Origin of the sequence: Pradoshia sp. (genome assembly GCF_051873915.1) — a bacterium.
In the GTDB taxonomy this organism is placed as follows: Bacteria; Bacillota; Bacilli; order Bacillales; family Pradoshiaceae; genus Pradoshia.
The window spans coordinates 1-13,486 of the sequence record NZ_JBJEFJ010000076.1 but is presented as its reverse complement, the minus strand read 5'-3'; the positions used below and the strand labels follow the sequence as shown (position 1 = coordinate 13,486).

The following is a 13,486-nucleotide window of genomic DNA, read 5'->3' as shown; positions in this document are numbered from 1 at the left end:
CCAATGCCCAGGCAAGGGGTATATAGGATGAGGAAAGGGTGGACATCCTCTGGGCAACGGCCTTCTCAGCCTCCCCCAGTACCCCATACTCAGGAAATCATTACATATTCCATCGCAAAAAAAGAAACCTTTGCTTATCACGAGCAAAGGTTTCTTTCTATTCAAACCTATTCGAATTTCAATGGGTCACCATCAAAGGATTCGTCTGCCACTTTGATTGAGTCAGTAGGGCAGCCTTCGAAAGCATCCATCATGTCATCTTCTAGAACGTCAGGAATTTCGACGATTCCTTGGTTATCATCTAAAGTAACAAATGCAATGCCTTCATCGTCGTAATCATAAATATCTGGAGCTGCGGCACCGCATGCTCCGCAAGCAATGCATGTTTCTTTGTCTACGATTGTGAATTTTGCCATGCTATTATACCTCCCGCAAATAAATAATTTAATATCCTTTCCGGATATCAAACCCCTCACCTTATTGTAAAACTCAAGTACTGACTTTTCAATAGCCAATATTTCATGGTTATGTAAGGCTTTTGCCGCATTGCCGATGGAAACTTGCATCATTTAAGACAAGTATTTGGTAAAATAAAGATGTCTAATCATGTAGAATGGGGTGAGTTTATTATAACATACATCGATGGATTAATACTGTATTTAATAAAAGTGTTAAAGGGTCAAAGGACGGTGTATTCGCCTTTACATATACTTAATGGGAAACGTTCCTCCCAGCCAATCCAGGATGCCAGATTGTATGGGTTGGATCCTTTTTTTGCAGTGTTGCCTAAGCTTTCCCGTGAAGAGTGGGATGAGCATTTGAGGTTTTTGAAGGAACGAGAGCTGATTGAGCCGGTGGGTGATTTGACCTATATTTGTTCGGATGCCGGATTGGCGTTTCTTGACGAATGGCGAGAACAGTATGAACCGATGAGTCATTTGAATGGCTTCCTTTTTAAGGAGACGGCTCCTTTGTTTTGGGCAAGACTTCAGTTGCTTGTCCAGGTGTTGTCCAATATGGTCCACGAAAATCATTCATTTATTCCTGTGCAGAGAAATTTGGACCATCAGCGCTTTGTAAAGAGTTGGCTGAAGCAGCACGGCAAAAACCTTCGAAAGTTCTCTCGGGAGCTTTATGAAGAGCTTCATCATTGCTTGGATAGGCTGCATGGGGCTTCACCTGAGCTGTTTGTCATGCTTTTGTCGGGGCATGAGAGGGCAGGAATGACTTTGTCACAGGCAGCAAGAAAGCTTGGGATTGATCATTATTATGCGCAATTTCTTTTCTTGGATACGCTGCATTATATGATGGAATCTGCGCGAAAAGAACCATTTCCTCTTCTGAATAGTCTTCTCGTTCAGGAGGAGCAGAACGAATCTGTGCTGACTAATTCGACGAAAATGACATGGAAATTAGTTCGGCAAGGGTTAACAATCGAGCAGATTGCCCGAGCTCGAAGGTTGAAGATTAATACGGTTGAGGATCATATTGTTGAGATTGCTTCCTTTATTGAGGGATTCAGTATAGAGGATTATGTGACGGATGAGGAGCAGAGACAGATTGTGGAGGCAGCAAATTCTGTTCATACAGGCCAATTGCGGTCCATTAAGGAGCTCCTGCCCCCGGGATTCCCTTATTTCAAGATTAGGCTTGTCATGACGAAATGGAAGAGAGGGGATCAGCATGGGAATGCTTGAGGAGCAATTAACGAGATTATTTGGATTTCCTTCCTTCAGGATGGGGCAAAAGGAGGTAGTGGAAGCGGTCCTTAGTGGTCAGGATACATTGGCGATGCTGCCGACCGGTACAGGGAAAACCTTGTGTTTTCAGCTTCCGGGATACTTGCTTGATGGACTGGTGGTCGTCGTTTCCCCGCTGCTCTCCTTGATGCAGGATCAGGTAGAGCAAATGAAGGCGAAGGGGGAGAAGAGAGTGGCTGCCTTGAACTCATTTGTGAATAAGGAAGAACGCGAGATGGTCCTTCGTTCGCTTCATCTGTTGAAATTTATTTATGTGTCACCTGAGATGCTCCAATCCAGGTTCGTTTTGCAGAAAATCAGCCGGCAGAAGATTTCTTTATTCGTTGTGGATGAGGCGCACTGCATTTCGCAATGGGGATATGATTTTAGACCGAGCTATTTGAGGCTCGGGGATATTCGTAGTGCATTAGGTAATCCGGTTACCTTGGCCCTGACGGCAACAGCCACAAAGGAAGTGCGGAGGGATATTCTGGATAATTTATCTATTCCGAACGCTCGTGTAATGGTATATGAGGTGAATAGGGAAAATATCGGAATCCTAGTAGAAGCGGTCGAAGGAAGCGAAGAAAAGCGGCAGAAGCTATATGCTTATTTAAGTGTCTTGAAGGGACCGGGCATTATTTATGTGTCCAGCCGAAAGCTTGCCGAGAGCCTGTGCAGTGACTTGCTTAATGCAGGCTATCATAAGGCGGCTTTCTATCATGGAGGCATGGATACGAATGATCGAATATTAATTCAACAGCAGTTTGCCCAAGGGCAGCTCAATTTGATTGTTGCGACGAATGCTTTTGGGATGGGGATCAATCTAGAGAACTTGCGTTATGTCATTCATTATAATATGCCCTCTAGCATGGAGGCGTATGTCCAGGAGATTGGACGGGCTGGAAGAGATGGTCTTCTATCTTTGGCCTTGCTCTTCTATTCTGAAGGGGATGAACGGATTTCTGCGAAAATGATTGAGAAGGATTATCCTGAGGTCTCGGATATTGAATGGTATTTGGCTAATCGTGATACTCTTTTAGAACCAAAATCAGGCATCATAGTTGATGAAAAAATTGAACGAATGAGAGAGGCAGACCGCATTCTTGAGAGAAGCGAGGGGGAAAGTCTTGCTTCGCGAAAAAATAGGCTGTCTGCTTATTTTGATGAGCGCCTTTCAGATAAGCTTCGTAAGCTATGGCAATTCAGGGAGTGGATTCGGTCAAGCAAGTGCCGAAAAGAATCGATTGCCGCCTATTTTGACCAGGAATCAAGCGGAGGAGGAGAGCTTTGCTGTGATAATTGCGGGCTGACATTTGAAAGGATGGTTCAGGCCCTGCCGGAAGAAAACGTATTAGATCATCACTATCAAGGGTGGAGGGCTGAGCTTGCCCGCCTTTTTGGTGAGGAGGGTGAATCAGGACAGCATGAAGAATAAACAGGCAGAAATGATTAAGAATTTAACGGATGAGGAGTTATATAAGCAACTGCTCCTCACGCAAGGTCTGCTTTTGACGGCAGCGGTCATTATCGGTTACTTTGCCTTTGATGATTTCGGCCAATTTACCGTTCTTCTCCGGTTAGAGGGTTGGCCGTTGTGGCTTGGTTTCTTAGCTGGATTATTGGTTGTGGCCATAGATTTGGCGGGGATGAAGTACTTGCCTGCCTCCTATTATGATGATGGAGGCATTAATGAGCGGGTATTTCAATCATTATCAGTGCCAAGGATTGTCTTTCTGACCGCGTTGATTGCGATTAGTGAAGAAATGTTATTCCGCGGGGTTATTCAGGCAAATTGGGGGATATGGGCTGCAAGTCTCATCTTTGCGGTGATTCATGTCAGGTATTTATCTCATTGGTTTTTGTTTTTGAATATATGTTTGCTGAGTCTTTTTATCGGATTAATTTTTGATAGTACCGGAAGCCTTCCGGCGACCATTATCATGCACTTTGTGATTGATTTGCTTCTCGGCCTTTATTTGAATAAAAAGGGGGCGGACAGGTCCTCATAAAACCCAGATAAGCTTCATAGGCTTAAATGGGGGTGGACGGATGGAAGCAATACGGAGCAGTGCAGATCATATCACAGATGAAGCAACAAAGGTCATTTTGAATAATGTGGTTAAGCGCAAGAAGAAGTATGACCATTATAAGAGCCGGCATTTCATCAGTGTATATCTTACACTCGGGCTGGCAGGTGTGTTTCTTTACTATATATATCGAACGGTAATCTCACCGTATGCGTATTCGTTCTATGAAATGTATGAGCAGTTTTTCCAGAACCCAGTCCATTTACTCGGTACAATTATCTTGGCGGGTGTCTATGGGTCCATGCTGTATTTCAAAAAGAAAATGGACAAAGCTGAGAAGGAATTTCATGCGCTGAGATGTGAGATTGTGGACCGCAGCAAGGATTTGTGGAAGAGTGAATCTGCCTGGAAAAACCGGCATATTGTCTTTCAGAAAATGAAGGATATGTATGATATTAATCTTTTTCACGAAAATAAATAATTGCTTCTTCCTTTTGGCAGGAAAGAAAGGAGTCCGTGTCGAAAAAGATTAGTATACGTTTATTGGCTAAATAATTGGAGGTGCTGTCAGATGTTTGTGAAGAGTATCATGATATCAAAATATCATTGTCATACTGTTTCTTATGATGATTCACTAGAGTTGGTATTGAAAAAGCTTGATGAAAAACAAATTGAAGCTGTACCAGTATTAAAGGATGAAAAGTATGTAGGAACGATTACTCGATATCGAATTTACAAGCAGGCATTTCTGTCTGAGCTGCCTCGAAGCATATACTTAAAGGATATTAAGGCGGCAGATATTGCTGAGCGCAATAAGACGCTGACTGGTCAAGAAATCTTCGAGAATGTCCTTGTCGACTTAAAAGAAATGCCGCTCATGGCTGTCGTTGAGGAGGATGGTGATTTCCTTGGCATTGTAACACGATATGATGTGATGGCAGAATTCCAGCATGCCTTCGGGGTTCATGTGCCTGGTGTCAGAATTGCCTTGAAGACGGTAGAAACGAAAGGGCGGATCGCAAGGCTGACTGAATTGACACGCCAATATCAACAGCAAATCATCGCATTAATTACCTTTGATGAGACCGATAAATTAGTCAGAAGGATTGTCATTAAGGTGGCGAAATCACCAAATGTGGATAAATTTATTAAGAAGCTGGAGGAATCTGGCTTTGGAATTTTAGATATACAGGAAATGTAATACGCTAAAAAGAGCTTCCTATATGCATTATGCAGAGGCAGCTCTTTTTTTGGGATGGGTTCATTAAAGTTGAATGTTGATAGTAAAATAGGCGCTCCTTTGGTTTTGCCGCATGCAACGAAAATCAACACATATGATAAACATAGCCTTTTGGATAGAAGCATAATAACCTCTGGAGGAAACCAATGTGGGTCATCTTAATTTCCATCATGCTGTTGGGTACCGCAGCACTTATTGTGTATATGAATAGACTGGCGAAGAAGGACTTTTTGAATGTAGTGGAGCTGTCATTTGAGGATTTCCCGAGCAGTGAACGTATTAGTTTGTTTTTTATCTCTGATATTCATCGCAGGCTGATCAATGACGCCCTCATTCAGTCTGCGTTCGGAAAGGTAGACTTTGTCTTGATTGGAGGAGATCTGACAGAGAGCGGGGTTCCTATCGAGCGGGTATATGAAAACCTGGTTAAGCTAAAGGAGCTGGGTCCGGTTTATTTTATATGGGGAAATAATGATTATGAAACAGATGTTCATGAACTGGATGCCCTTTTCGTCGGTTTAGGAATTAAGGTTTTGACAGACGAGGGGGTTATTCTTGAGACGGGAGATGGCGGAAGGATCAATTTGCTTGGGGTTGACTTCTATGAGCCAGAAAAGCGGCAGGAAGGTCTTAAGAACGTCATGCTTGAGGCACAAGAGGGGACCTTTAGAATCCTGGCGAGCCATACACCTTCAATAGATAAAGAAATTCAAAAAGAGGACAGAATCAGGCTTGTTCTTAGCGGTCATACACATGGCGGGCAAATCAGGGTGTTTGGCTTTGGCCCATATCGCCATGGAGGTATTCATCACGTTGGCGAAACGACAGTGTTTACGAGCAATGGCTATGGGACGAGCGGATTACCGCTGCGATTAGGCGCAAGACCTGAAGTGCATATCATTCATCTTTCACGGATGGACCAATAGAATAAAGAGCAAACAAGGCACCTGTTTAGTCAATCCTCATATCATACAAGGGAGGATGTATTCACAGGAGGACTTGTTTATGAAGCTGAAGAGAATAAACGCCAAGAACGTCAAAGTCTTTGTTTCACAGGAGGAGTTAGAAGAAAAAGAAATGACTCCGATTAAATTGAAGATTCAGGTCCCTGACAGCCATCTCTTTTTTTATCGAATCGTAATCGAAGCGTTGGAAGAAATGGAATACTCCATTGACAGTAATATCCTAATGGATATTTATTCATATCCTGGTTACGGGATTTATATGATGATTCAAACAGAAGAGGACACAATCCTCAGCGAAAATGCCGAGATGGATAATACTTTGTCTATTCAATTTGTTGAACAGGATCATTTTATATTTGAATTCGCCGATTTTGAAGATGTAGTGGAAGTCTGCAAGATCTTATATGGGAAATGGAAGGCGGAAGGTTACTTATATCATCTGGATTCCAGTTATTATTTAAAGATTGAGAATGTTATGGCGGCAGATATGGCATCAGTTGCCTCCATCCTTCTTGAATATGGGGAGCTGTCAACATTGACAGAGGAGCTTTTGCTGGAAAAGGGATTAAGGGTATACCATGATAATATTATTCCTATCATGATGGAATACTTTAATAATTAAAGACCACTAAACCATTAGTGGTTCTTTTTTCGGAGTGAAAATGATTGTTGGTGTGATTTGGGAAGTATTGTTAGGATAAGGGAGACAGACCTCTTGCACTTCCTGTGGTCATTTGAGTATACTGTAATTGAATGTGAATAGAGACAAGTCTGTATGTTCAAACTTTTAGTGCGATAAGGCCCTTTTTTTATATTTAGATAATTTCAAATTGGTAAATATAAAGATTGAAAGCCTTTGTTGCCGTGCTGGATTAGGATTATTTATTTGTTATTCCTTCCAGATGGTTATGGAGGTATAGATTTTGTCTGGATTAAACAAATAGATTACTATTCATCTCTAGGAGGTACTAAGAATGTCAGCCGACCACCAAACCAATGAAGACAGACTGGATGTATTGAAATCTACACAAACTGTCATCCATAAGGCATTGGATAAACTCGGATATCCAGAAGAAGTATATGAATTATTGAAAGAGCCGTTACGGATGCTTACCGTAAAGATACCGGTCAAAATGGATGATGGTTCAGTAAAGGTATTTACTGGCTTTCGTGCCCAGCATAATGATGCCATTGGACCGACAAAGGGCGGAATCAGGTTCCATCCGAATGTCACTGAAAAGGAGATTAAGGCTTTATCGATTTGGATGAGTTTAAAGTGCGGCATTGTGGACTTGCCGTATGGAGGGGCTAAAGGCGGCATTATTTGTGACCCTAGAAATATGTCCTTCCGTGAACTAGAAAGACTGAGCCGCGGGTATGTCCGTGCAATCAGCCAAGTGGTAGGACCGACAAAGGATATTCCTGCGCCGGATGTTTTTACGAATTCGCAAATTATGGCATGGATGATGGATGAGTACAGCCGAATGGATGAATTTAATTCTCCAGGGTTTATTACAGGTAAGCCGTTAGTGCTAGGCGGGTCACATGGGCGTGAAACCGCTACCGCTAAGGGCGTAACGATATGTATACGAGAAGCAGCAAAGAAGCGGGGCATCGAACTAAAGGGAGCCAGGGTTGTTGTGCAAGGCTTCGGTAATGCCGGAAGCTTCTTGGCGAAATTTATGCATGACAGCGGGGCAAAGGTTATTGGTATTTCAGACGCGCATGGCGCGCTTCACGACCCTGAAGGATTGGATATTGATTATCTGCTTGATCGACGCGACAGCTTTGGTACAGTGACAAATCTGTTCCAAAATACGATTACGAATAAAGAATTGCTGGAGCTTGAATGTGATGTGCTTGTTCCAGCTGCGATAGAGAATCAAATCACAGATGAGAATGCCCATGAGATTAAAGCAAAGATTGTAGTAGAGGCAGCAAATGGGCCGACAACGCTTGAGGGTACAAAAATTCTGACTGAGCGCGGCATCTTGCTCGTTCCGGATGTCTTGGCATCTGCAGGAGGAGTAACGGTTTCCTATTTCGAATGGGTGCAGAATAATCAAGGCTATTATTGGACGGAAGAGGAAGTAGAGGAGAAACTGGAACGGGTCATGGTTCGCTCCTTTAATAGCATTTATGATACAGCGAATACGCGTAAGGTAGATATGAGATTGGCTGCCTATATGATCGGGGTTCGGAAAATGGCTGAAGCATCCCGTTTCAGAGGGTGGATTTAATAGAAGATAAACCAGAAAAGTTTTCTGTCTAATGATGGAAAGCTTTTTTGTATGCGTATTATGCGTTAATATAATAGAAGTGTTATTCTAATATGGCAATTAATACAACGGTCATGTTTATGGCATGCACATACAGACAGTATAGATAGAGGAGGAGAAAGAGATGGCATTTGAAGATGCAATTATCATCGGCGGTGGTCCGTGCGGCATGCAAGCGGCTATCAGCCTTCAAGAAATAGGGAAGAGCCCGCTGATCATTGAGAAGGGGAACATCGTGAATGCTATTTATCATTACCCTACCCATCAGACATTCTTTTCAACGAGTGAGAAGCTGGAAATTGGAGATGTTGCGTTTATTACGCAAAACCGCAAACCTGTTCGTCTACAGGCCTTAACTTATTATCGAGAGGTGGCTAAGCGGAAGGAGCTTCGGGTTAACACATTTGAACGGGTCCTTTCTGCCGTGAAAAGGGAAGATGGACTCTTCAAAGTAACTACGGAAAAAGGTGAATATGAAACTCCATATGTCATTCTGGCGACTGGGTATTATGACCAGCCGAATATGTTGGGTATACCTGGTGAGGAGCTTGATAAAGTTTACCATTATTTTAAGGAAGGGCATCCTTATTATAATCAAGATGTCGTGGTCATCGGCGGGAAAAACTCAAGTATTGATGCAGCGATGGAGCTGGCAATGGCAGGCGCAAGAGTAACCGTTATTTACCGGGGATCTGTCTATTCATCTAGTATCAAACCATGGATTCTGCCTGAATTTGAGTCTCTTGTCCGTCATGGCAAGATTAAGATGGAATTTAATGCACAAGTTCAAGAAATAAAGCCTGAGTCTGTTATTTATGTGCAAGAAGGGAAATCATTTGAGATTAAGAATGATTTCGTGTTTGCGATGATTGGCTATCACCCAGATTTTAATTTTTTAAGAGAATGCGGAATCCAGTACGATGAGGAAAGCGGCAAGCCTGTTATCGACGTGGAAACAATGGAGACGAACGTGGAGAATCTATATATTGCCGGCGTTATTGCGGCAGGAAGAAACGCGAATGAGATTTTCATTGAGAACGGTCGTTTTCACGGGGGGCAAATTGCGCGATCCATAGCAGAGAAAGAACAGAAGCAGTAAATAAAATGGATGATTGTGATAGAGGTGTAAGAATGAAGAAGATATCATTAATTACGACTGGCGGAACCATTGCCAGTAAAGAAATGTCAAAGGGATTGCTGGACTCTGGTGTTCTGAGCGGTGATGAACTCGCTTCGCTGTGTCAATTACCGGACGGATTTGAAATTAAGGTCATTGACTTGTTCCAGAAGCCTTCTATGCATATTAATTTTGATCGAATGACAGCTATTAAAGAGGCGATTGAAACAGAGCTTGCAGATAAGAGTGTAGCAGGGGTCGTTGTTACCCATGGGACAGACTCGCTTGAAGAAACCGCCTATTTTCTTGATTTAACAACCAATGATCCTCGCCCAATTGTGGTCACAGGATCTCAGCGCTCACCGCAAGATGTTGGTACAGATGTCTATTCCAATCTCCGCAACTCCATTTTCGTTGCCGCGAATGAAATGCTTCATGATGTGGGAGTGCTTGTAGTATTTAATGAACGTATATACTCTGCGAGATATGTCAAGAAGGTCCACGCCTCCAATCTACAAGGGTTTGAATCCTTTGGGTATGGATACCTGGGCATTATTGATAATGATGTAGTCAGTGTGTACCAAAAGCCGATTTATCATGAATCATATGAGGTTTTGGGGAATAAGATTCCAAGGGTAGAGATTATTAAATGCTATACCGGATCGGATGGATTATTCATCGATGCAGCCGTACATAATGGTGTTCAAGGAATCGTTCTTGAAGGGGTCGGAAGAGGACAAGTAACTCCTTATATGGTTGATTCCATCCAAAAGGCTTTAGACCAAGGTGTGAAGGTGGTCATGACAACAAGTGCAGAGGAGGGCAAGGTATATCCGGCATACGGATATGTAGGAAGTGCCCATGATTTGCGAACGAGAGGGGTCATTCTCGGGGAGGACTATGATAGTAAGAAGGCACGAATCAAGCTGGCCGTCTTATTAGCAAATGGAAAGAAAAATATTGAGCAGGCCTTTCAACTGTGACTTTAGCCGTAAATACAGCACGAATTGGATGTATTTTTATCATGTACATGGTAGGATAGATGGTAAGTATGGGAGAGGAAGGAGTATGCCATGTTAAATATATTAACCGCAGGGGTTGCTCCTGGTTTAGCCCTGCTTATCTATTTCTATTTAAAAGACCAATATAATACAGAGCCGATATCGGTTGTGTTAAAAGCATTTGTATATGGAGCATTGATTGTTATTCCAGTCATGTTCTTTCAATATGTTCTCGATGCAGAAGGCTTGCTTCAGGCTACATGGGCTGATTCCTTTTTAGCCAAGGGTTTTTTGGAGGAAACGCTGAAATGGGGAATCTTCCTCCTGCTCATTTTCGGTCATGTTGAATTTGATGAACCATATGATGGAATTGTCTATGGGGTGGCCATTTCTCTTGGATTTGCAACATTTGAAAATATTCTCTATTTGTTCTCAAATGGGGTTGAATATGCATGGGGCAGAGCTTTATTCCCGGTGTCTAGTCACGGGCTGTTCGGGGTAATCATGGGCTTTTATTTCGGGAAGGCCAAATTTTCAAAAGAAAAGCGCTTGAAATATATGGTAATTGCCCTTGTCGTTCCATTCCTGCTGCATGGATTATTTAATTATATTCTCATGATAGAGGTTAATTGGTATGTTTACTTGATTCCTTTTATGTTCTTCCTTTGGGGACTTGGATTATGGAAGGTGAAAAAAGCCCGTATCCTAACGGAGAAGGCCTTTAAGCAATCCTTTGAAACGTTATAATTGTCACTAACTCTTCATTCATTCTTGAATGGAGAGTTTTTTGTAGTTGGCGGCTTTTGCATATTTTATCTGAGATTGTAAAAACTACCCTTACTGTCATTACTATTTCAGGAGGGCATACGTATGAAAGGCTTAGCAAGAAAATCATTTTCCTGCCTATTGATTGGCGTTATTCTCACATTGCTGCCAATCTATAACCAAGATGTATCCGCATTCTCGAACCAGGTCATTCAAAAGGGGGCGACCGGTGATGATGTAGTCGAGCTGCAGGCGCGTTTGCAGAATATCGGCTATTATCATGGCCAAATAGACGGGGTGTTTGGCTGGGGCACCTATTGGGCGCTCCGCAACTTCCAGGAAAGCTATGGGTTGCCGATTGATGGCCTGGCTGGAAGTGCGACAAAGCAGAAATTGTCTAATGTATCAAATTTCAATAAGACATGGGTTCATCAGCAAATTAATTCAGGCAATACCTTCACGTACTATCAAGGGATGCCGCTTGAGCATCAGGTCAAAAAATCTACATCAGGTACAACGTCTGCGACAAATAAGCCCGCAACGAACAAAAACACAACTGCTGGAACGGCCACAACCACTTCCACGAGCGGGACAGCGGCGAATATCCCATCAGGATTTTCTGAAAGTGATATTAATTTAATGGCTAATGCCGTCTATGGAGAATCTCGTGGAGAGCCATATGAAGGACAAGTCGCTGTAGCAGCTGTCATCTTAAACCGCGTTCAAAGCGCCTCGTTCCCGAATACCGTATCAGGTGTTATCTTCCAGCCGGGGGCATTTACTGCCGTGTCAGATGGACAGATTTGGCTGACACCTAATGAACAGGCTAAGCAAGCCGTCATGGATGCAATGAACGGATGGGATCCAACAGGTGAGGCGGAATATTACTTTAATCCAGAAACGGCGACAAGCGCCTGGATATGGACAAGACCGCAAATAAAACAAATCGGCAAGCATATTTTCTGCCGCTAGAGGTGAGTAAATTGATTAGAAATGTACTTATCGGAGTATTGGCCATTGGCCTAGCTGGTACAGCCTATTGGGGCTATACGGAAAGGCAAGAGAAGAACGCTATTTTAATTCATGCAGAGAATAATTATCAGCGTGCCTTTAATGACCTTGCCTATGAAATGGATGTATTGAATGACAAGATTGGGACAACACTTGCGATGAATTCGCGCACATCCCTGTCACCGGCTCTCGTGGATGTGTGGAGAATCACGAATACGGCCCATGGCAGTGTTGGACAGCTGCCGCTAACATTAATGCCATTTAATGAGACTGAGGCTTTCTTGACCAAAATCGGGGATTTCGCCTATAAAACCTCGGTGCGCGATCTGGATAAATCTCCCCTGACAGATGAGGAATATAAGACGCTTGAGCGTCTGTATGCTAATTCAACAGAGATTCAACAGGAGCTGCGGAAGGTCCAAGGAGAAATTATGAACAATAACCTAAAGTGGACTGACGTAGAGACGGTGCTTGCTCAGGCTGAAGGGGATGAACCTCAGGACAATCTCGTCATTGATGGCTTGAAGACGATTGAGAATAATGTGAAGTCCTACGGACAGAAAGAGGATTATGGTACTACCTTCACATCCTCTGCTAAGAAAATCACCTATGAACACTTAACTGATGCAGCCATAACACGCAAGGAAGCAATCAAACATGCGAAGGAATATGCCAATGTAAAGGATGCAAAATCGATTAAGGTAACGGAGAATAAAGACGGATCTAATTATGGTTTCTATCATGTGAGCATGAAGGTCGCCGATACTGGTGAGAATGTTGATGTGGATTTAACGAAAAAGGGCGGATATCCTATCTACATCATTAATGACCGCTCAGTGGGCGAAGCAACAATCAGTCTGAATGATGGGTACAAGAAAGCGAAAAGCTATCTTGAAAAAATGGGCTACAAAAACTTAGGCTTGTTTGAAAGTACGCAATATCAAAATGTCGGTGTTTATACCTTTGTGACTGAGCTAAATACCGTGCCGGTATATGCAGAGGCAATCAAAATCAAGGTAGGCTTGGATGATGGCTCCATTGTCGGTCTTGTTGCAGAGGATTACCTGCAAAATCATAAGGAACGGACGATTGGCAAACCGAAACTAAGCGAGGAAGAAGCGGCGAAAACCATCAGCTCGAAGGTGAAAATTCAAGATCAAAGGCTGGCCATGATCACCAATGACCTTTACGAGGATGTCCTTTGCTATGAATTTATGGGCACAATCGGGAATGATACCTACCGGATTTATATTAATGCGGATACGGGTCAGGAGGAAAAAGTGGAGAAAATGCATGAAGCCTCCAAGGTTTATAATAATGTGTCATAAGTGAAGAGCAA

Annotated in this window: 14 protein-coding genes; 13 read left to right on the top strand and 1 reads right to left on the bottom strand. The window is 42.9% G+C overall.

Features of this window, described 5'->3' with window-relative positions; translation table 11 throughout:
- Positions 1-167: 167 nt before the first annotated feature.
- Positions 168-416, bottom strand: coding sequence for a ferredoxin (locus ACI35L_RS07355; RefSeq protein ID WP_049670532.1), 249 nt, complete (start codon positions 414-416; stop codon positions 168-170).
- A gap of 402 nt (positions 417-818) precedes the next feature.
- Between ACI35L_RS07355 and ACI35L_RS07350 the strand changes: the two genes are divergently transcribed.
- From ACI35L_RS07350 to ypeB, 13 genes are all read left to right on the top strand, one after another.
- Entirely contained in the window at positions 819-1,697 is an 879-nt protein-coding gene (locus ACI35L_RS07350; protein WP_439802567.1) for a helix-turn-helix domain-containing protein, read from the top strand.
- Complete coding sequence (locus ACI35L_RS07345; protein WP_053103730.1) at positions 1,684-3,177, top strand: RecQ family ATP-dependent DNA helicase; 1,494 nt, start codon at positions 1,684-1,686, stop codon at positions 3,175-3,177. The genes ACI35L_RS07350 and ACI35L_RS07345 overlap by 14 nt, the downstream gene beginning before the upstream one ends.
- On the top strand, positions 3,167-3,751 hold the full coding sequence (locus ACI35L_RS07340; RefSeq protein WP_049670534.1) for a CPBP family intramembrane glutamic endopeptidase: 585 nt from the start codon (positions 3,167-3,169) through the stop codon (positions 3,749-3,751). The genes ACI35L_RS07345 and ACI35L_RS07340 overlap by 11 nt, the downstream gene beginning before the upstream one ends.
- A 40-nt stretch (positions 3,752-3,791) precedes the next feature.
- Complete coding sequence (locus tag ACI35L_RS07335; RefSeq protein WP_439802566.1) at positions 3,792-4,250, top strand: YpbF family protein; 459 nt, start codon at positions 3,792-3,794, stop codon at positions 4,248-4,250.
- 90 nt (positions 4,251-4,340) lie between these two features.
- Entirely contained in the window at positions 4,341-4,970 is a 630-nt protein-coding gene (locus ACI35L_RS07330; protein ID WP_049670536.1) for a CBS domain-containing protein, read from the top strand.
- Positions 4,971-5,155: 185 nt separating this feature from the next.
- On the top strand, positions 5,156-5,935 hold the full coding sequence (locus ACI35L_RS07325) for a metallophosphoesterase (RefSeq protein WP_439802565.1): 780 nt from the start codon (positions 5,156-5,158) through the stop codon (positions 5,933-5,935).
- A 79-nt stretch (positions 5,936-6,014) separates the two neighbouring features.
- Positions 6,015-6,596, top strand: a complete 582-nt coding sequence (locus ACI35L_RS07320) for an adaptor protein MecA (protein WP_439802564.1) — start codon at positions 6,015-6,017, stop codon at positions 6,594-6,596.
- Between the two features lie 352 nt (positions 6,597-6,948).
- Positions 6,949-8,214: a Glu/Leu/Phe/Val family dehydrogenase gene (locus ACI35L_RS07315; RefSeq protein ID WP_049670539.1), complete on the top strand. Its 1,266-nt coding sequence runs from the start codon at positions 6,949-6,951 to the stop codon at positions 8,212-8,214.
- 163 nt (positions 8,215-8,377) lie between these two features.
- The gene (locus tag ACI35L_RS07310; RefSeq protein ID WP_439802563.1) at positions 8,378-9,352 is read left to right on the top strand and encodes a YpdA family putative bacillithiol disulfide reductase; all 975 of its coding nucleotides are present in this window, start codon (positions 8,378-8,380) and stop codon (positions 9,350-9,352) included.
- Between the two features lie 32 nt (positions 9,353-9,384).
- Positions 9,385-10,353 (top strand): asparaginase, encoded by a 969-nt coding sequence (locus ACI35L_RS07305; protein WP_049670541.1) that lies wholly within the window; start codon positions 9,385-9,387, stop codon positions 10,351-10,353.
- 90 nt (positions 10,354-10,443) lie between these two features.
- A complete protein-coding gene (gene prsW, locus ACI35L_RS07300; protein ID WP_049670542.1) occupies positions 10,444-11,118 on the top strand; it encodes a glutamic-type intramembrane protease PrsW in 675 nt (224 codons plus the stop codon).
- Positions 11,119-11,241: 123 nt separating this feature from the next.
- A complete protein-coding gene (sleB, locus tag ACI35L_RS07295; RefSeq protein WP_049670543.1) occupies positions 11,242-12,108 on the top strand; it encodes a spore cortex-lytic enzyme in 867 nt (288 codons plus the stop codon).
- 2 nt (positions 12,109-12,110) lie between these two features.
- Positions 12,111-13,475 (top strand): germination protein YpeB, encoded by a 1,365-nt coding sequence (ypeB, locus tag ACI35L_RS07290; RefSeq protein WP_439802568.1) that lies wholly within the window; start codon positions 12,111-12,113, stop codon positions 13,473-13,475.
- Positions 13,476-13,486: the final 11 nt, after the last annotated feature.

Coding starts and splice junctions, on each gene's coding strand:
- ACI35L_RS07310 (WP_439802563.1), top strand. CDS start 8,378: ATGGCATTTGAAGATGCAATTATCATCGGCGGTGGTCCGTGCGGCATG.
- ACI35L_RS07345 (WP_053103730.1), top strand. CDS start 1,684: ATGGGAATGCTTGAGGAGCAATTAACGAGATTATTTGGATTTCCTTCC.
- ACI35L_RS07320 (WP_439802564.1), top strand. CDS start 6,015: ATGAAGCTGAAGAGAATAAACGCCAAGAACGTCAAAGTCTTTGTTTCA.
- ACI35L_RS07355 (WP_049670532.1), bottom strand. CDS start 416: ATGGCAAAATTCACAATCGTAGACAAAGAAACATGCATTGCTTGCGGA.
- ACI35L_RS07325 (WP_439802565.1), top strand. CDS start 5,156: ATGTGGGTCATCTTAATTTCCATCATGCTGTTGGGTACCGCAGCACTT.
- ACI35L_RS07340 (WP_049670534.1), top strand. CDS start 3,167: ATGAAGAATAAACAGGCAGAAATGATTAAGAATTTAACGGATGAGGAG.
- ACI35L_RS07315 (WP_049670539.1), top strand. CDS start 6,949: ATGTCAGCCGACCACCAAACCAATGAAGACAGACTGGATGTATTGAAA.
- prsW (WP_049670542.1), top strand. CDS start 10,444: ATGTTAAATATATTAACCGCAGGGGTTGCTCCTGGTTTAGCCCTGCTT.
- ACI35L_RS07335 (WP_439802566.1), top strand. CDS start 3,792: ATGGAAGCAATACGGAGCAGTGCAGATCATATCACAGATGAAGCAACA.
- ACI35L_RS07330 (WP_049670536.1), top strand. CDS start 4,341: ATGTTTGTGAAGAGTATCATGATATCAAAATATCATTGTCATACTGTT.
- ACI35L_RS07305 (WP_049670541.1), top strand. CDS start 9,385: ATGAAGAAGATATCATTAATTACGACTGGCGGAACCATTGCCAGTAAA.
- sleB (WP_049670543.1), top strand. CDS start 11,242: ATGAAAGGCTTAGCAAGAAAATCATTTTCCTGCCTATTGATTGGCGTT.